Raw genomic sequence first — 19,708 nt, 5'->3', positions numbered from 1 at the left:
AGACGGCCCGAACGTGCTTTTCGCGCCATTCAGCCCTTCGTGGAGCCCAGGGTCAGGCCGCCTACGAACTGGCGTTGCAGGACGAAGAACACCACCAGCGTGGGCAGCGCCACCAGCAACGACCCGGCCGCGACTAGGTTGTTGTCGGTGAAGAACGTGCCCTTGAAGTTCTGCAACGCCGAGGTGATCGGCATCTTGTCGCCGTCCTGGATCAGCACCAACGCCCACAGGAAGTCGTTGTAGATCCAGGTGAACTCCAGCGTGGCCAGTGCGGCCAGCACCGGCCGGCACAGCGGCAACGTCAGCTGCCAGTACTGCCGGAACACCGACGCGCCGTCCACCCGCGCGGCCTCGGTCAGCTCGTACGGGATCGTCTTCATGTAGTTCGACAGCACGAACGTGCAGAAGCCCATCTGGAACGCGATGTGGATCAGCACGACGCCGAGCGCGGAGTCGATCAACGACCCGCTGCCGCTGATCCACTCCGGCACCTCGATCAGCCGGTACAGCCGCCACAGCGGCGTCACGATCACCTGCTGCGGCAGCAGGTTGCCCGCCGTGAAGACCATCAGCAGCAACAGGTTGAACTTGAAGCTGAACCGGGACACGCCGAACGCCACCATCGAGCTGAGCAGCAGCGTGACCACCAGCGCCGGGATGGTGATCAGGAACGTGTTCCAGTAGAAGTGCGGCAGGTCGCCGACGTCCCACGCCTTGATGAAGTTGTCGAACGTCAGCGACTTCGCGATGGAGAAGTAGCCGTTGACCGAGGTGTCGTCGTACGTGCGCAGTGACGCGTAGACCGCCCACAGCAACGGCGCCAGAGTCATCAGGCACGTGAGGATCAGGAACACGTGCAGCGCGACCCGTGCCGGGGTCACCGTCCGCTTCTTCACAGCCGGCACCGAAGGCCGTTCCAGCGTGGCCGTCACGTCCGGTTCTCCTTGCTGAACACCTGGTACAGGTACGGGATGATGACGCCGAGCGAGATCGTCAGCAGGATCACCGCGACCGCGGAACCACGGCCGATGCGCGAAGCCTCACCGATGATGTTGTCGGTCACCAGCACCGACAGCAGCTCGAGTCCGTTGCGCCCCTTGTTGATGACGTAGACGATGTCGAACGCGCGGAGCGCCTCGATCACCGTCACCACGGCCACCACGATGTTCACCGGCTTCATGACCGGGAAGGTGACGCGGAAGAACGTCTGCGCCGCCGAGGCGCCGTCCAGCGCGGCGGCTTCCTTCAGTGCCGGGTCCACCGACTTCAGCCCGGCCAGGTACAGCAGCATGATGTAGCCGGTGTGCCGCCACGCGGCCGCGATGAGCACCGCGTAGAGGTTGATGTCGGAGTCGCCGATCCAGTCGACCGGGTTGTCGCTGAGTCCCAGCAGCGAGTTCAGCAGACCGCCGTCCGGTGTGTAGATCAGCTGCCAGATGAACCCGACGAGCGCGAGCGACAGCACCATCGGCATGTACAGCGCGCTCTGGTAGACCCGGCTGAACCTGATCTCGCGGTCCAGCACCACGGCGAGCAGCAGACCCGCGGACGTCGGCACGATGAGCAGGAACAGCAACCAGATCAGGTTGTGCTGCACCGCCGGCCAGAACCGCGGGTACTCGGTGAAGATCTCGACGTAGTTGCTGACACCGATCCACTCGATGTCCTCGAACCCGCCGATGCCGTTCCACTTGCTGAACGACAACGCGACCGAGCCCAGCGTCGGGATCCACACGAACAGCAGGTGCACGATCGTGGGGATGCCGAGCATGAGCCCGAGCACCAGTTTGTCCGTGCCCGCGAGGGCGGTGGCACGCTTGCTCGTACGCCGACGAGGCGGCGGCCCGTCGGGGGCCACCGCCTGCGGCTTCTCCTGCAACGCGGTCACTTGAAGATGTTCTTCGCCTGATCAGCCATGCCCTTGAGCACGGAGTCGACGCTGTTGGGGTCCTTGATGAACGCGATGAGCCCGTTCGTCGCCGCCTCGCTCGCGAAGCCGGGGTCGGTGTCGCGGTCGAGGAACTGCGTGATGTGCTTGGCGTTCTTGATGGTGTCGGCCACCTTCTTCTGCAGCGCGCTGTAGCCCGACTGGTCCGCCTTCTGGTTGGTCGCGACCGCGGTCGGGTCGGCCTTCAGGTAGGCGAGCTGCGGCTCGGCAGAGGACAGGTACTCCAGCAGCTTCAGGCCACCGTCCGAATTGGACGGCTTCTTCGCCATCATGTAGCCGTCGATCGGCGCCTCGACCGTGTCGGTGCCGTGCGTCGGGTTGATCTCCGGGAACGGGAAGAAGTCCAGGTCGTCCTTCTCCGCGTCCGGGAACTGCTGGCCGACGAACGCGCCGAGCAGGTACATGCCGGACTTCTTCTGCTGCAACGACTGCGCGGCTTCCTGCCACTCGCGGCCGAGCGCGTTCTCCTGGTGGAACGGCAGCAGCCGCTTCCAGGTGTCGAACACGTCCTTGACCCGCTTGTCCTGCCAGTCTTCCTTGCCCGCCAGCAGGTCCACGTGGAACTGGTAGCCGTTGGTGCGGAAGTTCAACTGGTCGAACGTGCCCATGCCGGGCCAGCCCTGCTTCTGCGCGAAGGCGATCGGGATCAGGCCGTCGGCCTTCATCTTCGTCGCGAGCGCGACCAGTTCGTCGAGCGTCTTCGGGACCGCGTAGCCGCGTTCCTGCCACACGCTCTTGCGGTAGAACATGCCCCACGCGTACTGGGTGAACGGCACGAAGTACTGCTTGCCGTCCGTGCCCGTGGACGCCTGCTTGAGCGCGTCGGAGTAGTTGCCGCCGATCTTGCCCCACAGGCTGCTGAGGTCACCGGTGAGGCCCTGGTCGGCGAAGAACCGCATGCGGTAGCCGGCGAACCACGCGAGCACGTCGTCCGGCTTGCCCTGCAGGTAGTTGTTGATCTGCTCCTGGTACTGCTCGTGCTGCTTGGTGTTGATCGTGACGGTCAGGCCGCCCGAGTTGGCCTCGAAGGCCTTCACCGCGGCCGTGATCGCGTCCTTCGGCACCTGGTCTGACAGGTTGTTGCCGAAGGTGACGACCTTCGAGTCACCGCCGGAGCTCGAACCACCGCCGCACGCCGCGAGGCCACCGGTCGCGGCCACGCCGGCACCGGCCAGCATGATCCGCAACAGGGTCCGCCGGTCGAGTTGCGGTAACGGAGAGGAACCGGACGTGTACCGAACCATCATCGCTCCTACAGGTGACACTCGCTCGTGCGAACCGAACAAGACTCAAACAAAGTTGCGCACAATGTGGTCCCAGTCATACATCCTGTCAAGTCCCGTTACGGAGCTGTTAAACCCGTGCACAGCCGGTATCCCGGCTGATCCCGGTACCTGTCCCGGTCAACCGCCGAACAGACCCAAACGCGCAGTTGTGTTTGCTTGTGTTGACGTTGGGGGTTGTTGTCGGCCACGCTTGCCTCCGTGACGACTTGGCCCACGGGCATGCCAGGCCTCGGCTGGGGGGCGGATTACAACCCCGAGCAGTGGCCGGAACACGTCTGGGCCGAGGACGTCGAGCTGATGCGCAGGGCCGGGGTGAACTTGGTCAGCGTCGGGATCTTCAGCTGGGCGAAGATCGAGGTCAGCAAGGGTGAGTACCGGTTCGAGTGGCTCGACCGGGTGCTCGACCTGCTGCACGCCGGCGGCATCCGCGTCGATCTTGCGACCGCGACCGCCGCGCCGCCTCCGTGGCTCACCGCCCAGTACCCCGAGATGCTGCCCGTCCGCGCGGACGGTGTGCGGCTCTCGCACGGCTCACGGCAGGCCTACTGCCCGTCGTCGCCGATCTACCGCGACCGGGCGACCGCGCTGGCCGCCGAGATGGCCTCGCACTACCGCGACCATCCCGCGCTGGCCGCGTGGCACGTCGGCAACGAGTACGCCTGCCACGTGAAGCGCTGCTACTGCGACACGTGCGCGGCGTCGTTCCGCGAGTGGCTGGCGGCCCGCTACACGCTCGACCAGCTCAACGACGCGTGGTCCACCGCGTTCTGGAGCCAGGGCTACACGGACTTCGCCCAGATCCTGCCGCCGCGGGTCACGCCGACGTTCTCGAACCCGGCGCACCTGCTCGACTACGACCGGTTCTCCGACGAAGCGATCCTCGAGCTGTACAAGGCCGAGCGGGACGCTCTGCGGATGATCACGCCGGACGTGCCGATCACCACGAACTTCATGGTCAACTGGACCTTCGGCGCGCTGGACTACTGGAAGTGGGCGCGCGAGGTCGACTTCGTGTCCAACGACCACTACACCGAGGCCGAGTCTCCCGACCGGCACATCGAGCTCGCGATGTCCGCGGACGTGACGCGTGGCCTGGCCGGCGGCAAGCCGTGGCTGCTGATGGAGCACTCGACGTCCGCGGTGAACTGGCAGCGGCGCAACATCGCCAAGCTGCCGAACGAGATGCGGCGGCACTCGTTCCAGCACGTCGCGCGCGGCGCGGACGGCACCCTGTTCTTCCAGTGGCGGCAGTCGCGCGGTGGTGGCGAGCGCTACCACTCGGCGATGGTGCCGCACGCCGGCACCGACACGAAGGTGTACCGCGAGGTGTGCCAGGTCGGGGCCGAGTTCGCGAAGCTCGAGGACGTCGTCGGCTCCACTGTGGACGCTCCGGTCGCGATCCTGTTCGACTACCAGTCGTGGTGGGCGCTCAAGCAGAACGCGCACCCGACCGCGGACTTCGACTACCGCAAGCACGTCTTCGGCTACTACAAGGCGCTGTGGCAGGCCGGGGTGACGGTCGACTTCGTCGCGCCGGGCACCAACCTCTCGGCGTACTCGATGGTCGTCGTGCCGGCCTTCTACACGGTGTCCGATGCGCACGCCGCCGTGGTCGCGGATTACGTGGCCGGCGGCGGTCATGTCGTGGTCACGTACTTGTCCGGCGTTGCCGACGAGCACACGCGTGTGCGGCTCGGCGGTTACCCCGGCGCGTTCCGCGACGTGCTCGGCGTGTGGTCAGAGGAGTTCTTCCCGCTGCGCCAAGACGAAACGGTGTCGTTGACAGACGGGTCAACTGCCTCGCTGTGGACCGAGCACCTGCACGTGCGCAACGCTGACATCGTTGCCTCGTATGCCGATGGACCGTTGCCGGGTGTGCCTGCGGTGACACGCAACGCGTTCGGCAACGGTGTCGCCTGGTACGTGGCGTGCGATCTTGACGAGGGCGGTCTCGGCCGAACGGTGGAAAACGCGCTTTCCAGTGCGGGCGTTGAGGTGTCACGAGCTCAGATTGAGCTTGTCCGGCGCAAGGGCGACGTATCGTGGCTCTTCGCCGTCAACCACACAGACACCGACGCGGAGATCGAGGCGTCCGGTGTCGACGTGTTGTCCGGCACGCAGGTCTCCGGGCGCCTCACCGTGCGAGCCGGGGACGTCATCGTCCTCAGGGAAGAGGTGTGAGGTGCTCGCACGTCAACGGCAAGCGGTGATTCTCGAGGAGGTCCGGCGGACCGGCGCGGTGCGCGTGAGCGACCTGGTCGTCCGGCTCGGCGTCTCGGACATGACCGTCCGCCGTGACCTCGACGTGCTCGCCTCACGTGGACTGGTGGAGAAGGTCTACGGCGGAGCGACCACGGTGGTCGGTCGTTCCACCGACGAGCCGGGGTTCGAGGCCAAGTCGGTGCGTCAGCTGCCCGAGAAGGAAGCCATCGCGGCGCTGGCCGCCGGCCTGGTGCGGCCCGGCACGGCGATCGGGCTCTCGGCGGGCACGACGACGTGGACGCTGGCGCGCTTCCTGGACGACATCCCGGACCTGACCGTCGTCACGAACTCGATCCGCGTCGCGGACGTGCTGCAGCAGAGCGGGCGTACCGACCGCACGGTCGTGCTGACCGGTGGCGTGCGCACGCCGTCCGACGCGTTGGTGGGCCCCGTCGCGGTCCAGGCGTTGCGGTCGCTGCACCTCGACGTGGTGTTCCTCGGCGTGCACGGCATGGCCGAGCGCTCCGGCTTCACGACGCCGAACCTCAACGAGAGCGAGACGGACCGCGCGCTCGTCGACGCCGCCGGGCGGGTCGTCGTGGTCGCGGACCACACGAAGTGGGGCACCGTGGGCATTTCCACGATCGCCGACCTCGACGAGGCACACGTTCTGGTGACCGACGAGGGTCTGCCGGACGACGCACGCACATCCCTCGCCGAGCAGGTGGGCGAGTTGGTGTTGGCTCATGTACCAGGAAGCGGCGAGGAGTTCGCGTGAGGCGTACCGCGGGAAAACTGGCGGACGGCCGGGAGATCATCTACTTCGACGACAGCGCTGAGGCGCCACCGCGGGTCGCGGTGGACACTCGGGATCTGCCCGAGACGCAGCCGATGTCCGAAGTCCGGCTGGACCCGTTGACCCGCGAGTGGGTCGCCATGGCGGCTCATCGCCAGACACGCACCTACAAGCCACCGGCGGACCTCTGTCCGCTGTGCCCGTCGACGCCGGGCCGGCCGACGGAGATCCCCGAGTCCGAGTACGACGTCGTCGTGTTCGAGAACCGCTTCCCCTCGCTGGCGCAGAACGTTCCGGACGTGCCGTCCACTGTGGATGGTGAGGAGCTGTTCGTGCGCGCGCCGGGACGCGGGCGCTGCGAGGTCGTCTGCTTCACGTCGGACCACAACAAGTCTTTTGGCGAGCTTTCGGTCTCGCGCGTGCGCACCGTTGTCGACGCGTGGGCGGACCGCGTGGCGTACTTGTCAACGTTGCCAGGTGTGGAACAGGTCTTCCCGTTCGAGAACCGCGGCGAAGAGATCGGCGTGACCCTGTCGCACCCGCACGGGCAGATCTACGCGTACCCGTTCGTGACGCCACGCACCGAGCGGATGCTCGAGGCGGCGCTGGAGCACTACGCGGCGCACGGCCGGCCGTTGTTCGGCGACGTGCTGGAGGCAGAGCTACGCGCGGGCGCGCGTGTGGTGGAAGAGTCCGCGCACTGGGCAGCGTTCGTACCGGCTGCCGCGCGCTGGCCCGTCGAGGTCGTGCTGGCGCCACGCCGTCAGGTCGCGGACCTCGCCGGTCTGTCCTCTGTGGAGCGTGACGACTTCGCTTCGCTGTACCTGAAGGTGTTGCACCGCCTGGACGCGTTGTACGACCGGCCGTTGCCCTACATCGCAGCGTGGCACCAGGCACCGGTGAACGTCGGCCGTGAAGAGATGTGGCTGCACCTCCAGGTCTTCTCGGTGCTGCGGACCGCGGACAAGCTGAAGTACCTCGCGGGCTCCGAGTCCGGTGAGGCCGTGTGGATCAACGACGTCACTCCGGAGCAGATCGCGGAGAAGCTCCGAACCCTCACGTAGCTCCAAGGCTGGTCTAAGGGTTCTCTCAGGCCGGGCCGAGAGACTATGGCCATGACCGAGAGCAACCAGCCAGCGCAGCAGCCGGAACAGCCCCACTCCGTGCCGCCGACCGCCGGTCACAGCGACTCCGGCGCGCGGGAGCAGGGCCCGCAGCCGCCGGAACCCGGCCAGCCGGATCCTTTGCAGGGGGGATCCGGCCAGGCCGGGGCTCACGGGGCCCCCTCCGGCGAACCAGCCGGTCTAGGCAGCGTTCCTGCCTCCTTCACTTCGACCCAGCCGCAGGTGCCCTCACCTGACGCGGGTCAGGCGCAGCTCGGCGGGTCCGGACCCGGCCAGCAGCTACCACCTCCTACCGGGTCCGGCCAACTTCCCCCTGGCCATCCGCTGGGCCTGGGGAACACCACCGCGCAGTTCAGCACCGAACCTCCGTCCGGCCAGCCGCCGTCGACCGGCCAGTACTACCTCCCGCCCGGCTACCAGCCGCCGCCCGCACCGCCGCGCCCCAAGGGCCGCGGGAAGGTCGTGGCAGGCGTCGCCGCACTCGTGCTGGTGGTGGGCGGCCTCTCCGGTGGCCTCGGCGGCTACCTGGGCTACACGTTCGCGAACGACAGCTCCTCGGTGAGCTCACTCGACACGCCCCGGCCCGCCTCGCAGGCGAGCAACGCGGCGCCGGGCTCGGTCGAGGAGGTCGCGGCCAAGATGCTGCCCTCCGTCGTCCAGATCCAGGTCGTCACGCGGACCGGCGCCGGCGAGGGCTCGGGTTTCGTGATCTCCAGCAACGGCCAGATCGTGACGAACAACCACGTCATCGAGGGCGCGGCCGCCGGCGGCACCATCAAGGTCGTCTTCCAGGACGGCAAGACCGCGGACGCCAAGATCCTCGGCCGCGACCCGAGCTCGGACATCGCCGTCATCCAGGCGCAGGACGTCTCCGGCCTGCCGGTCGTCCAGCTGGGCAACTCAGGTGACATGAAGATCGGCCAGAGCGTGGTGGCCATCGGCTCGCCGTTCGAGCTCTCCGGCACCGTCACCTCCGGCATCGTCAGCTCGGTGAACCGGCCCGTGTCGGCCGGCGGCGACGCCCGCAACTCCCAGGCCACGGTGCTGAACGCCATCCAGACCGACGCCGCCATCAACCCCGGCAACTCCGGCGGCCCGCTGGTGAACATGCAGGGCCAGGTGGTCGGCATCAACTCCGCGATCTACAGCCCGAACTCCGCGAACGGCCAAGCAGGCTCGGTCGGCATCGGCTTCGCGATCCCGATCGACCAGGCCCGCCGCACGGTCGACGAGATCGTGAAGACCGGCAAGCCCAAGCAGACCGTGCTCGGCGTGAAGGTCGAATCGACCGAGCAGGGCGCCAAGATCTCCGAGATCACTCCCGGTGGTGCCGCGGAGAAAGCAGGTCTGAAGGCCGGCGACGTGATCACCAAGTTCGGTGACCGCCGCATCGACGAGTCGGACACGCTCGTCGCGGCCGTTCGCTCGAAGGCGCCCGGCGACAAGATCACGATCACGCTGTCCGACAACCGGACTGTGGAAGCCACCCTCGACGGTGTCGAGGTGGGATAGGTCGGGGGGAGACGCCTGGCTCCGGACGGCCGCCGCCCATCCGGAGCCAGGCGTGATGACCTCGATGAGGCCGTACCGCACACACCTGCCCCGTGTGCGGTACGGCCTTTTCTTACGGCCCCATGACGGCTGCGAGCCGAGTGCGCTCTGGTGGCTTAGCTTGTGAGTGTGGAGCGGGTGCTGGTCGTCGAGGACGACACGACGGTGCGGGACGTGGTGCGCCGGTATCTGGAGCACGCCGGGTACGAGGTCGAGCTCGCCGGTGACGGGGAGCAGGCGCTGAAGGCCGTCGCGGTCCGTGAGCCGGACATCGTGGTGCTCGACCTGATGCTGCCCGGCATCGACGGGCTCGAGGTGTGCCGGCGGATCCGGGAGCGCGGCAGCACGCCCGTGGTCATGCTGACGGCGCTCGGCGAGGAAGAGGACCGCATCGCCGGGTTGCAGATCGGGGCGGACGACTACGTCACGAAGCCCTTCAGCCCGCGTGAGCTGGCCTTGCGGGTCTCGTCGGTGCTGCGGCGGGCCAACCGGGCCTACGAACCGCGGATGGTGCAGGACGGCGATCTGGTGCTCGACGTCGCCGCGCACACCGCGACTCTGGCCGGCATGCCGTTGCAGCTGACCACCCGTGAGTTCGACCTGCTGGCGTTCTTCATCGGCAACGCCGGGCGGGCGTTCGGGCGGGCCGAGTTGCTGGAGCGGGTGTGGGGCTGGCAGTTCGGTGACCAGTCGACCGTGACCGTCCACGTGCGACGGTTGCGGGAGAAGATCGAGGAGGACCCCGCCAAACCACGTCGGCTGAACACCGTGTGGGGCGTGGGATACCGGTACGACCGATGTTCGATCGACTGAGCAAGGTGTCGCTCACCAGCGCGATGACCGTCATGGTGATCGTGCCGGTGGTGGCGACCATCGGTGGCGTGGTCGTGGTCAGCGGGTTCATGTTCACGCCGATGCTCAAGGCCGCCCTGACGGTGTGCGCGCTGGTCAGCGTGGTCACGGTGCCGTTCTCGATCATGCTGGGGCGGGCGATCGCGCGGCGCAGCATGTGGGAGCGCGAGGCCGAGGCGGCGCGGCGGCAGCTCGTGGCGTGGATCAGCCACGACCTGCGCACGCCGTTGGCCGGGATTCGGGCGATGACCGAGGCGCTGGAGGACGGGGTCGTCGCTGAGCCTGGCGAGGTGGCGGTCTACGCGAAGCAGATCAGCCACGAGGCCGAGCACCTGTCGAAGATGGTGGACGACCTCTTCGAGCTGTCCAAGATCACCGCGGGCGCGCTGAAGCTGACGTTGCACGACGTGCGGCTGGCGGACGTGGTCAGCGATGTGGTCGCCGCGTCCCGGCCCGTGGCTCAGCTCGAGGGTGTGCGGCTGCGCGCGGACGCTCGCGAGTGGCCGGTCGTGCGGGGTTCAGATCCGGAACTGATGCGTGTCGTGCGCAACCTTGTGTCCAACGCCATCCGACACACACCAGAGGGCGGCACGGTGGCCGTTCAGGTCGATGTGGACGGAGGCGAGGCGGTGGTGCGGGTGGACGACGAGTGCGGCGGGATAGCTGATGACGTGCTGCCGCAGGTGTTCGACGTGGGTTTCCGCGGCAGCGCGCACCGCAACCCGACCGGCGCCGGGCTCGGTCTCGCGATCGCTCGGGGGCTGGTCGACGCGCACCACGGGCGGATCGGTGTGCACAACCACGGTCCTGGCTGCCGCTTCGAAGTCCGACTCCCGCTACGGTGATCGGTATGGAACGCAGCGCGCAGCGCCTTGGCCGCGCTTTGGTCGTGATCGTGGACGACCGGGTGGCGCACGGCGAGCAGGACGACAACTCAGGACCTCTCGTCACCGAACTGCTCGAGGAAGCCGGCTTCATCGTCGACGGCACAGTCGCGGTCGAGGGTGAGGTGGTCGACATCCGGGCCGCGCTCAACACGGCCGTCATCGGTGGCGTCGACCTCGTGGTCACCGTCGGCGGCACCGGTGTGTCGCCGCGCGACGTGACACCCGACGCCACGCAGGGCGTGCTCGACCGCCCGATCCACGGCATCGCCGAGGCACTCCGCGCCTCCGGCCTCGCCGCGGGTGCGGTCGACGCGGGCATCTCGCGCGGGCTCGTCGGTGTCTCCGGCAGCACGCTCGTCGTGAACCTCGCGGGCTCGCGCTCGGCGGTCCGCGACGGCATGGCGACGCTGTCGGCGTTGGTGCCCTACGTCATCGAGCAGCTGAGCGGTCTTGACGAAGAGTGACAAGTCCCAGCCGGCCGACGACGACGCGGTTGCGCGTCGTCGCCGGTTGGCTGAGGTGTTCGGCGACGTCCTTCCGGAGACGACGTCGGACGAACGTGGTGGGGTCTCGGAGGATCGTGAGGCTTGGTACCGCGAGAACAGGCCGCCGCATCACGGCGGCTGAACTCCATTAGATCTTCGGGTTGCGCACCTCGGCCGACTGCGCCACCGTCTTGCCGTTCTGCTGTGCCGCGAGCAGGTCGCGAATCTCGATCAGCAGCTCGACATCGGTCGGCTCGGACGGGCCTGGCTCGATACCCCTCTCACGGCGCTCCTTGATCTTGTTCATCGGGAGCACGAAAACGAAGTAGACGACAGCTGCGACGATCGCGAAGTTGATGAACGCGGTGATCAGCGCACCGAAGTCCATCAGGGTCTTGTCGTTGGCATCGTTGAGCTGGACGGCGAGGCCCTTCACGTTGCTGCCGCCGAACAGCGCAACCAGCGGGTTGATGATGTTCGAGGTGAATGCGGTGACGATCGTTCCGAACGCGGCGCCGATGACCACGGCCACAGCCAGGTCGATGACGTTTCCGCGCATCAAAAAGTCCTTGAAACCCTTCAGCATCAGCGGAGAGTAACGGCTAAAGCATGATCCAGTGACGCCGCGGCCACGCGATTCGCGTTGCGTCTCGGCAACGTCAGCACAACGACTTGCCCACGCGTCTCCCGCACGGACGCGTTCTCCGCGAGCACCTCCGCCGACGGTGACACGACGTCGACCCGGCTGCCGACCCGCACCACGTCCGCCAGCCCCTGGTCAGCGACCCGCACCGCTACCGAGGCCAGATCTCCCGGCGCAGCCGCAAGATCGAAGTCCGTCAACGGGACACCCGCGCGTGCCGGCGAATCCAGGATTCGGCCCACCACGCTGTCGGCACCGGAAAAAGACCCGGCCACCGGTGCGGTCAGCGACACCACCCGCACGTCCGAAGCGCTGAGCGGTACCCCGGCCGGCAGATCGCGTGCGGCCGTGACGGCGGGATGTCCCACGTCGGGCCAGAAGGCCGTCGACACGCCTGTCAGGGCCAGCCCCAGAGCCAGAAACCTGCGCCAGACAGGAGAAGGCCGGCGACGTGCCAGCGAGCGGATCCGGTCGAAGAACGTGCTGGAAAGAGTCATGCCCCCGACGGTAGGACCGTCGAGGGCATGTCAAAGGGGCTCAGCCGCGAGTTGTGGACAACTCGCGATCTTCAGCTGGCGGCAGCCGCCGGCGCGCTGCTCGAAGGCTTCGAGTCAGAGGAGGACGACGTCGAAGTCGACGGGGTCGACGTGGACGAGGAGGACGTCGTCGAAGAAGCGGCCGCGGCGCTCTTCGAGGAAGTCGAACGGCTGTCCGTGCGGTAGAAACCGCTGCCCTTGAAGACGACACCAACGGCGCCGAAGAGCTTGCGCAGCTTGCCCGCGCACTCGGGGCACTCGGTGAGGGAGGAGTCGCTGAACGACTGCACGGCCTCGAACCGGTGCTCACAAGCGGTGCAGGCGTACTGGTACGTAGGCACTGGGTTCGCTCCTAGATCTGGCACTCGGTCTTTGTGAGTGCCAACACGATTTTCGCTCAGGACCTTCCCGGAGCGCAAACACCCCAGGTCAAAGTCACAGCCACCGCAGACCCACCGAGGGGGTCAAGACGCCGTTCATCCGCACGTCGTGAGGCTCGGAAGGCAGTTCCGCGAGCACCTCCGAGTCCCGCACGACCGCCACCAAAGGCGCCTTGACCAGCGACAACGACCGGTCGTAGTGCCCTCCGCCCTTCCCGAGCCGCACGCCGGACATCGACACGGCCAGCGCGGGCACCAGCACGAGCGAGGCTTGACCGATGGCCGAGATCCCGAGCCGCGGACCGCCGGGTTCGAGCAGCCGGTGCATCCCGCCGACCAGTCCGTCGCGCCCGGTGTACTCGGCCCAGTCCAGCGGCTCCGCCCCCGTCACCACCGGTAGCAGCACCCGGCAGCGCAACCCGTCCAGCCAGGCCACGTCACCGGGCTCGGAACGCACGGGCAGGAACGCACACACCGTCTGATCAGGGAGAACGTCCAGGGCGGCCACGTGAGCCGCCAGCGCCGCGGCCTCGGTGGCCCGGACATCGGCAGGCAGCGCGCGCCGTGCGGCCAGCACCTGTGAACGCAGAGTGGCCTTCCGGTCACGAAGATCGGACGTCATGGTGGGTATCCCTCGGTATGTCGTTAGCATCGCTGCTCATGAGCAGCGCCTTCCACACCGCTATCGTGCCCGCGGCCGGTCTGGGCACCCGTTTCCTCCCCACGACCAAGTCCGTGCCGAAGGAGTTGCTGCCGCTCGTCGACACCCCGGCCATCGAGTACGTGGCCAGGGAAGCGGCGGAGGCGGGCGCGACGAAGCTGGTCATCGTGACCTCGCCGACGAAGGCGTCGGTCGCCGACTACTTCGACGCGAACCTCGAGCTCGAGGAGTCGCTGGCCGCGCGCGGCAAGGCCGACCTGGTCGAGAAGATCCAGCGCGCGCCGAAGCTGATCAAGGCCGAGACCGCGATCCAAAAAGAAGCTTTGGGACTCGGTCACGCCGTCGGCTGCGCGGAGGGCAACCTGACCGGTGACGACGAGGCCGTCGCGGTGCTGCTGCCCGACGACATCATCCTGCCCACCGACGCGCTCAAGAAGATGGCGAAGGTCCGCGAGGAGAAGGGCGGCAGCGTCCTGCTGGCGTTCGACATCCCGCGCGAGCAGATCTCCGCGTACGGCGTGTTCGACGTCCGCGACACCGGCAACGACGACGTCAAGCAGGTCGTCGGCATGGTCGAGAAGCCCAAGCCGGAGGACGCGCCGTCGACCTTCGCCGCCGCCGGCCGCTACCTGCTCGACCGGGCCATCTTCGACGCGCTCAAGCGCATCACGCCTGGTGCGGGCGGTGAACTGCAGCTGACCGACGCCATCGCGCTGCTCATCGCCGAGGGGCACCCCGTGCACGTCGTCGTGCACCGCGGCGGACGACACGACCTCGGCAATCCCGCCGGATTCCTGCGGGCTGCGGTTGACTTCGCACTCAAGACCCCGGAGTACGGACCCGATCTGCGCGAGTGGTTGCGGGAACGCCTCGACAACTCCTGAGCGCGAGGACCAATCACATGAGGTCAGTGGACGAGCAACTCGCTCGGGTGATCGCAGCCGCGGTGCGGCCGGCACCCGTGCGGGTGGCGATCTCCGAGTCGCAGGGGCTGCTCTGCGCCGAGGAGGTCGTCGCGGAACGCGCGTTGCCCGGCTTCGACCAGGCCGCGGTCGACGGCTACGCGGTGCGCAGCGTCGACGTGTCCGGCGCGAACGCCGGGCCGGTGCAGATGCCGGTCGTCGGCGAGATCCCGGCCGGCTCCCGGCAGCCCCGCAGACTGCAGCCGGGCCAGGCGGTGCGCGTCGCGACCGGTGCGCCACTGCCCACGCTGGCCGACGCGGTCGTGCCGCTCGGCTACACCGACGGCCACCACGCCAAGGTGACGATCAACCGCAGCGTGCCGTCCGCGGGCTTCGTCCGCCGCACCGGCGAGGACGTGCAGACCGGTGACGTCGCCGTCCGCCGCGGCGCGTCCATCGGCGCAGCTCAGGTAGGTCTGCTGGCCGCTGTCGGCCGCAACAAGGTGCTCGTGCACCCACGTCCGCGCGTGTCCGTGATCTCGCTCGGCGAGGAACTCGTCGACGTCGACCGCACGCCCGGCCAGGGCCAGGTCTACGACGTGAACTCGTACGCGCTGGCCGCCGCCGCACGTGACGCGGGCGCCGAGGTCAGCCGGGTGGGCATCATGTCCGCCGACCCCCGCCGGCTGCGCGAGGTCGTCGAGGGACGCCTGCTGCTCTCCGAGATCGTCGTCGTCGCCGGTGGCGTCGGCGGCGCGATCGGCGAGGAGGTCAAGGCGGCGATCGCCGACCTCGGCGACATGGACGTCACGCGCATCGCCATGCACCCCGGCTCCGCACAGGGTTTCGGGCGGCTCGGCCCGGACGCCGTGCCGACGTTCCTGCTGCCCGCGAACCCGATGAGCGCGCTCGTGGTGTTCGAGGTCCTGGTCAGGCCGCTGATCAGGGCCGCACTGGGCAAGAAGAACCCGTACCGCCGCGCGGTGTCGGCCCGCCTGCTCTCGCCGCTGTCGTCGACGAAGGGCCGCCGGGGCTTCCTGCGCGGCCAGCTGCTGCGCGACGCGGACAACGGCGAGTACCTGGTGCAGCCGCTCGGCACCGGCGGTTCGCACCTGCTCGCCTCCCTGGCCGAGGCGAACTGCCTGATCATGGTCGACGAGGACGTCACCGAGATCTCGGTCGGCGAAGAGGTGCTGGTCAGCTTCCTCGCGCAGAGGGGTTGATGAGCAGCTTCGCCGACCTGGGCAGACATCCCGGCTGGCCGGCCCGGCTCGGGCCGCTTGAGGTGCGCGCCGGGACCGTCACGCTGCGCGGCCCCCGGCTCTTCGACGGCGCCAAGTGGTCCCGGCTGCGCATCCGCGACCGCGAGTACCTGGAGAAGTGGGAGCCCACCGCGCAGGAAGGCTGGAACGAGCGCAACGCGACGCTGTCCTGGCCAGCCCAGTGGTCGTCGCTGCGGGGGATGGCGAGGCGCGGCAACACGCTGCCGTTCATGATCATGGTGAACGGCGAGGTCGCCGGTCAGATCACCGTCGGCAACATCGTGCGCGGCTCCCTGCTCTCGGCCTGGATCGGCTACTGGGTCGCCGCCGATCGGGCGGGCGGCGGCGTCGCAACGGCTGCCGTCGCGTTGCTCACCGATCACGCCTTCCGCGGCGCTGGTCTGCACCGTCTCGAAGCCACGGTCCGGCCGGAGAACACCGCCTCGCTCCGCGTGCTGACGAAATCCGGGTATCGCGAGGAAGGCCTCTTCAAGCGTTATCTGGATGTTGCCGGACAGTGGCGCGACCACCTCTGCTTCGCGCTCACCTCCGAAGAGGTCCCGGATGGCCTAGTGCGCCGTTTGGTCGCACGCGGAGAGGCCCGTCTTCCCTGACGTTTGCGTCCATTTGTTCTAATCGCTTCACCCAAAAGTGGGTGATACACCACACTTTGGTACGCACCGAGTTCGGCGAGCCTCCGACACTGGTGTGACTGTTGTGACTAGCGTGGTGAAAGCACCACGCGTGGGCCGGGGGAGGTGAACGGGGAATGCCGAGTTCGCTGATCATCGTTGCGCTGGTCGTGGCGTGGCTGGTGGTCCTCGTCCCCATGATGGCCCGCAAGCGCCAGGAGAGTGCGCGCGCCGTGGGGGAGGAGTACGACGCCATGCCCGACGCCGAGTACGACGACATCCAGGACCTCGACGACGACTACTTCGACGAGGAGGAGTACGTCGATCGTCCGTTCCGGCGTGGCCGTGGCGGCTACGACCCGGAGACCGCCGCGCTGGTGGCGCAGGCGAAGTACGCGTTCCGCCGCAGAGTCGTCGCGTTCCTGCTGGTCGCCGCCGTGGCGTCGGGCGTCGTGGCGGGCGTCTTCTGGACGCCGCTCTGGTACGGACACGCCGCACTCGACCTGTTCATCGTGGGCTACCTGACCTATCTGCGCCGCCAGGTGCGGATCGAAGAGGAGATCCGCGGCCGCCGGCTCGCCCGCCTGCAGCAGGTGCGCCGTCGTCGTGCCACGGCTCCGCAGCCGCAGCAGGCAGGTCCTGCCGCGGCCGACGCGTCGCCGGCCGCTGTCGAGGTCGCCGAGACCACCGAGGTCGAGGTCGTCGAGCAGAGGTCGGTGCTGCCGCCGTTGCCGCGCTACGAGCACTTCGTGCGGCCGGGCACCATCCCGGTCGACTCCGACGACGAGGATCCGGTGTTCGTCGAGTTAGACGGACTGGAGTCGCTGCGGTACCGAGGTGCTGTTGGGGCGTAGGAGGGGGTGGTGAAAACACCCCCTCCGGTCCTGCTATAGTTCTTCACGTAACACGCAAGGGGCTGTAGCACAGTTGGTAGCGCGTCTCGTTCGCATCGAGAAGGTCAGGGGTTCGATTCCCCTCAGCTCCACTTAACAAGAAGGCCGTCCACTTTGGAGTGGGCGGCCTTCTTCGTTGTCTGCGTAGGAAGGCCGGTCAGCCTATGCGTAACCCATCGCACGCCGTCGGCGATTCGGGACGTGTGGGCGTTGCGCAGGAATCTTCTGGCTATCCGGTTTTGTCCACGCGCGCGATCAGGTGGGCAGCGATTGTCCTGACAGTGGTCGGTGTCGGCATGGCGACGTGGTTGCTCTTGGCGTTCGGCGGCGGTACCGATGCGGACAAGGCCCGGCTCGAGGCCATCAAGACTGCGGGCACAATCGTGGTCGGTACTGGGGGAGCCGCGGCATTGTGGCTGGCCGCCCGCCGACTGCAGACGTCGGAGATGGCCGTCCGCCAGAAGCAGGACGATCAAAAGCTCCAGCTGGAGGTAGCCGCCCAGAACGAGCACGATGCCGCTGAACGACGCATGACCGAGTTGTACACAAAGGCGGTGGAGCAACTTGGTTCGGACAACGCTCCGGTTCGGCTGGGTGGGATGTACGCGTTGGAACGACTGGCTCAGAGCGTGCCCAAACAGCAGCAGACCATCGTCAACGTGCTCTGTGCATACCTGCGGATGCCGTACCTGCCTCCTCAGGAAGATGATGATCAGCCTGACGGCGAACGTCGTCATCAGGAACGCCAGGTCCGCCTCACCGCTCAACGGATTCTCGCTGACCATCTCGGTCCTGGCGACGCCCCCGAACGTCTCGCCGACACCTACTGGGAGCGCATCGACCTCGATCTGACCGGAGCCACGTTGCTGGATCTCGATTTCGGGCGCTGCAGGATCCGGACCGCTCGATTCGACGGGGCCGAGTTCTGCGGGCGCACGAGTTTCAGGGAGGCGAAGTTCGACGGGAACGTCTCGTTCGACGACGCCAGGTTCAACGGGGACGCGAGCCTCGGCGGGGCCAAGTTCGGCGCGGAGGCCTTGTTCCGCGGGGCTGAGTTCGCCGAGAACGCGTGGTTCAACGGGGCGGGGTTCGGCGGGACCGTCGGGTTCAACAAAACGAAGTTCCACGACAACGCCTGGTTCCGCGAGGCCAAGTTCGACGAGGCTGCCTCGTTCGACTGGGCTGAGTTCAGTGCGGAGGCTTGGTTCAACGGGGCGGTGTTCGTCAAGTCCAGCGGGTTCAACAAGACCAAGTTCGGACCGAACACCTGGTTTCGTGAGAGCAAGTTCGGCGGCGATGCCGTGTTCGACAGGGCTGAGTTCGGCAGTACCGCCATGTTCGGCGGGGCTGAGTTCAGCGGTTATGCCGGGTTCAACGAGGCTAGGTTCGCCGGAGCCTCCTGGTTCGACAGAGTGTGCTTCAGCGAGGGCGTTTGGTACCGCGAGGCCGGTTTTGACGGAGCCGCCATGTTCGACGGAGCGGAGTTCAGCAGGACGGCCTGGTTCGACAGAACGTGCTTCGGTGGGGGCGCGTGGTTTCGCGAGACGGAGTTCGGCCGGGCGGCCGTGTTCGAGACGGCACGAGTCAGGCTGGACGTGGACCTGTCGGAGGAGTCGGTCTGGCCGGCAGGTGTGCGTCAGGCGGAGCCGGGCACGGACGAGGAGGCGCGGCTACCGGGCCGAGATGGCAGGTGGGGCTGCCTTCGGAGTTGACGCCTGACGAGCGGACGCTCGCCACAGTCCGATGTGGAGGTCCGGTGGAGAGCGTGGAGATCCTCTGAAACGCGTTCGGTGGCCGCTCGCCTCGGCGGATATCTTGTGCCGGTGAACATCCTTGGGGGATTCAAAGCAGTACTTGTCATGGCCACGGCACTAGCTGCCGTCGGTTGCACTTCGGGGGCGCAGTCCTCGTCGCCGACGCAGGACGCGAAGCACTTCGACGTCACGGGTTTCGGCAAGCTGAAGCTCGGTATGTCCAAGCAGGAAGCACTCGCCACCGGTGAGCTCGCCGCCACCGGCGCCGGCAAGTCGGGCATCTGTGAGGACTACCGCTACCAGGGCTCACCGGCGCCTGATCCGCAGGAACTCGCCGCGGAAGCGGAGATCGAGCAGAAGTACGAGGCCGCGAAGAAGGCCGCCGACGCGGCCGAGGCAGCGGTCGGGCCTGCGCCGGGAGCGAACGCGGGCGCCGCGGACTACGCCACCCACGCCGAAAAGCTCGCGGCCTCCGCCGAGGCGAGCAACAAGGTGGTGCAGCTGTCCGTGGAGTCCACGCAGCGCATCGCCAAGCGCGCTGAGGCACGTGAGGCGAACGGCGGGGTGATGTTCGCCGGCGACAAGATCCGCATGATCTTGCCGCCGCCGGGTGCCACGACGGCCAAGAACATCGGCAAGGACGCCACGGTCGAGCAGCTCAAGGCGGCGTACCCGAACGTTGCGCAGAAGGACGACGAGACCTTCGAGGTGCCGGTGCCGGATCAGCAGGGCCAGGTGCTCAGCTTCCACTTCACCGGCGGCAAGCTCACGACGTTCCTGCTGTTCAACGGGGAAGCCAAGTGCAGCTGACCTGAGCAGTCGTCGCGCGTGCAGGGCCGTCCACCCGTAATGTGGGCGGCCCTTTCGCATATATACCGGAAGTAAGTCCCCCCACACTCGAAAGGCCGTGCCCG

The 19,708-nt window shown here is 67.7% G+C and carries 20 protein-coding genes and 1 tRNA gene; 14 read left to right on the top strand and 7 right to left on the bottom strand.

Annotated features, from left to right (window positions below; translation table 11 throughout):
• Positions 1-29: 29 nt before the first annotated feature.
• From ACIA8G_RS42830 to ACIA8G_RS42820, 3 genes are read right to left on the bottom strand one after another with little or no spacing between them, the layout of a single operon-like run.
• Positions 30-932 carry a carbohydrate ABC transporter permease gene (locus ACIA8G_RS42830; RefSeq protein WP_396424572.1) on the bottom strand — a complete coding sequence of 301 codons (903 nt, stop codon included), beginning with the start codon at positions 930-932 and terminating at the stop codon, positions 30-32.
• Positions 929-1,888, bottom strand: a complete 960-nt coding sequence (locus ACIA8G_RS42825) for a carbohydrate ABC transporter permease (RefSeq protein ID WP_396424571.1) — start codon at positions 1,886-1,888, stop codon at positions 929-931. The genes ACIA8G_RS42830 and ACIA8G_RS42825 overlap by 4 nt, the downstream gene beginning before the upstream one ends.
• On the bottom strand, positions 1,885-3,195 hold the full coding sequence (locus tag ACIA8G_RS42820; RefSeq protein ID WP_396424570.1) for an ABC transporter substrate-binding protein: 1,311 nt from the start codon (positions 3,193-3,195) through the stop codon (positions 1,885-1,887). Before ACIA8G_RS42820 ends, ACIA8G_RS42825 begins: the two co-directional genes overlap by 4 nt.
• A 237-nt stretch (positions 3,196-3,432) precedes the next feature.
• Between ACIA8G_RS42820 and ACIA8G_RS42815 the strand changes: the two genes are divergently transcribed.
• The 7 genes from ACIA8G_RS42815 to ACIA8G_RS42785 all read left to right on the top strand — a co-directional run bounded on the left by ACIA8G_RS42815 (position 3,433) and on the right by ACIA8G_RS42785 (position 11,110).
• Positions 3,433-5,415, top strand: a complete 1,983-nt coding sequence (locus ACIA8G_RS42815; protein ID WP_396424569.1) for a beta-galactosidase — start codon at positions 3,433-3,435, stop codon at positions 5,413-5,415.
• Position 5,416: 1 nt separating this feature from the next.
• A complete protein-coding gene (locus ACIA8G_RS42810) occupies positions 5,417-6,214 on the top strand; it encodes a DeoR/GlpR family DNA-binding transcription regulator (protein WP_396424568.1) in 798 nt (265 codons plus the stop codon).
• Positions 6,211-7,296 carry a galactose-1-phosphate uridylyltransferase gene (gene galT, locus ACIA8G_RS42805; protein ID WP_396424567.1) on the top strand — a complete coding sequence of 362 codons (1,086 nt, stop codon included), beginning with the start codon at positions 6,211-6,213 and terminating at the stop codon, positions 7,294-7,296. The genes ACIA8G_RS42810 and galT overlap by 4 nt, the downstream gene beginning before the upstream one ends.
• Positions 7,297-7,347: 51 nt before the next feature.
• Positions 7,348-8,868: a trypsin-like peptidase domain-containing protein gene (locus ACIA8G_RS42800; RefSeq protein ID WP_396424566.1), complete on the top strand. Its 1,521-nt coding sequence runs from the start codon at positions 7,348-7,350 to the stop codon at positions 8,866-8,868.
• A gap of 168 nt (positions 8,869-9,036) precedes the next feature.
• The gene (locus ACIA8G_RS42795; RefSeq protein WP_396424565.1) at positions 9,037-9,720 is read left to right on the top strand and encodes a response regulator transcription factor; all 684 of its coding nucleotides are present in this window, start codon (positions 9,037-9,039) and stop codon (positions 9,718-9,720) included.
• Positions 9,705-10,604 carry an ATP-binding protein gene (locus ACIA8G_RS42790; protein WP_396424564.1) on the top strand — a complete coding sequence of 300 codons (900 nt, stop codon included), beginning with the start codon at positions 9,705-9,707 and terminating at the stop codon, positions 10,602-10,604. The genes ACIA8G_RS42795 and ACIA8G_RS42790 overlap by 16 nt, the downstream gene beginning before the upstream one ends.
• A gap of 5 nt (positions 10,605-10,609) precedes the next feature.
• The gene (locus tag ACIA8G_RS42785; RefSeq protein ID WP_045311897.1) at positions 10,610-11,110 is read left to right on the top strand and encodes a molybdenum cofactor biosynthesis protein B; all 501 of its coding nucleotides are present in this window, start codon (positions 10,610-10,612) and stop codon (positions 11,108-11,110) included.
• A gap of 169 nt (positions 11,111-11,279) precedes the next feature.
• Here the strand turns inward: ACIA8G_RS42785 and mscL are convergent, their stop codons facing one another.
• The 4 genes from mscL to ACIA8G_RS42765 all read right to left on the bottom strand — a co-directional run bounded on the left by mscL (position 11,280) and on the right by ACIA8G_RS42765 (position 13,312).
• Positions 11,280-11,717 carry a large conductance mechanosensitive channel protein MscL gene (gene mscL, locus ACIA8G_RS42780; protein ID WP_396424563.1) on the bottom strand — a complete coding sequence of 146 codons (438 nt, stop codon included), beginning with the start codon at positions 11,715-11,717 and terminating at the stop codon, positions 11,280-11,282.
• Positions 11,717-12,271 (bottom strand): SAF domain-containing protein, encoded by a 555-nt coding sequence (locus ACIA8G_RS42775; RefSeq protein ID WP_396424562.1) that lies wholly within the window; start codon positions 12,269-12,271, stop codon positions 11,717-11,719. The genes mscL and ACIA8G_RS42775 overlap by 1 nt, the downstream gene beginning before the upstream one ends.
• Before the next feature lie 71 nt (positions 12,272-12,342).
• Positions 12,343-12,651 carry an FmdB family zinc ribbon protein gene (locus tag ACIA8G_RS42770; protein WP_396424561.1) on the bottom strand — a complete coding sequence of 103 codons (309 nt, stop codon included), beginning with the start codon at positions 12,649-12,651 and terminating at the stop codon, positions 12,343-12,345.
• 94 nt (positions 12,652-12,745) lie between these two features.
• Positions 12,746-13,312 carry a 5-formyltetrahydrofolate cyclo-ligase gene (locus ACIA8G_RS42765; protein WP_396424560.1) on the bottom strand — a complete coding sequence of 189 codons (567 nt, stop codon included), beginning with the start codon at positions 13,310-13,312 and terminating at the stop codon, positions 12,746-12,748.
• Between the two features lie 38 nt (positions 13,313-13,350).
• On the opposite strand from ACIA8G_RS42765, the gene ACIA8G_RS42760 reads away from it, so the two are divergent.
• The 7 genes from ACIA8G_RS42760 (at position 13,351) to ACIA8G_RS42730 (ending at position 19,604) form a co-directional block, all read left to right on the top strand.
• Positions 13,351-14,235: a UTP--glucose-1-phosphate uridylyltransferase gene (locus ACIA8G_RS42760; RefSeq protein ID WP_396424559.1), complete on the top strand. Its 885-nt coding sequence runs from the start codon at positions 13,351-13,353 to the stop codon at positions 14,233-14,235.
• 17 nt (positions 14,236-14,252) lie between these two features.
• The gene (glp, locus tag ACIA8G_RS42755) at positions 14,253-15,476 is read left to right on the top strand and encodes a gephyrin-like molybdotransferase Glp (RefSeq protein ID WP_396424558.1); all 1,224 of its coding nucleotides are present in this window, start codon (positions 14,253-14,255) and stop codon (positions 15,474-15,476) included.
• Positions 15,476-16,129, top strand: a complete 654-nt coding sequence (locus ACIA8G_RS42750) for a GNAT family N-acetyltransferase (RefSeq protein ID WP_396424557.1) — start codon at positions 15,476-15,478, stop codon at positions 16,127-16,129. The genes glp and ACIA8G_RS42750 overlap by 1 nt, the downstream gene beginning before the upstream one ends.
• A 155-nt stretch (positions 16,130-16,284) precedes the next feature.
• Positions 16,285-17,001, top strand: coding sequence for a gephyrin-like molybdotransferase receptor GlpR (glpR, locus tag ACIA8G_RS42745; RefSeq protein ID WP_396424556.1), 717 nt, complete (start codon positions 16,285-16,287; stop codon positions 16,999-17,001).
• Between the two features lie 58 nt (positions 17,002-17,059).
• Positions 17,060-17,132 (top strand) — tRNA-Ala (locus ACIA8G_RS42740).
• A 27-nt stretch (positions 17,133-17,159) separates the two neighbouring features.
• Positions 17,160-18,752: a pentapeptide repeat-containing protein gene (locus tag ACIA8G_RS42735; protein WP_396424555.1), complete on the top strand. Its 1,593-nt coding sequence runs from the start codon at positions 17,160-17,162 to the stop codon at positions 18,750-18,752.
• Positions 18,753-18,899: 147 nt separating this feature from the next.
• A complete protein-coding gene (locus ACIA8G_RS42730) occupies positions 18,900-19,604 on the top strand; it encodes a hypothetical protein (RefSeq protein WP_396424554.1) in 705 nt (234 codons plus the stop codon).
• The last annotated feature ends 104 nt before the right edge of the window (positions 19,605-19,708 follow it).

Origin of the sequence: Lentzea sp. NPDC051213, from assembly GCF_044455585.1 — a bacterium.
Taxonomy (GTDB): domain Bacteria; phylum Actinomycetota; class Actinomycetes; order Mycobacteriales; family Pseudonocardiaceae; genus Lentzea.
This window is presented reverse-complemented; position numbering and strand designations above follow the sequence as displayed.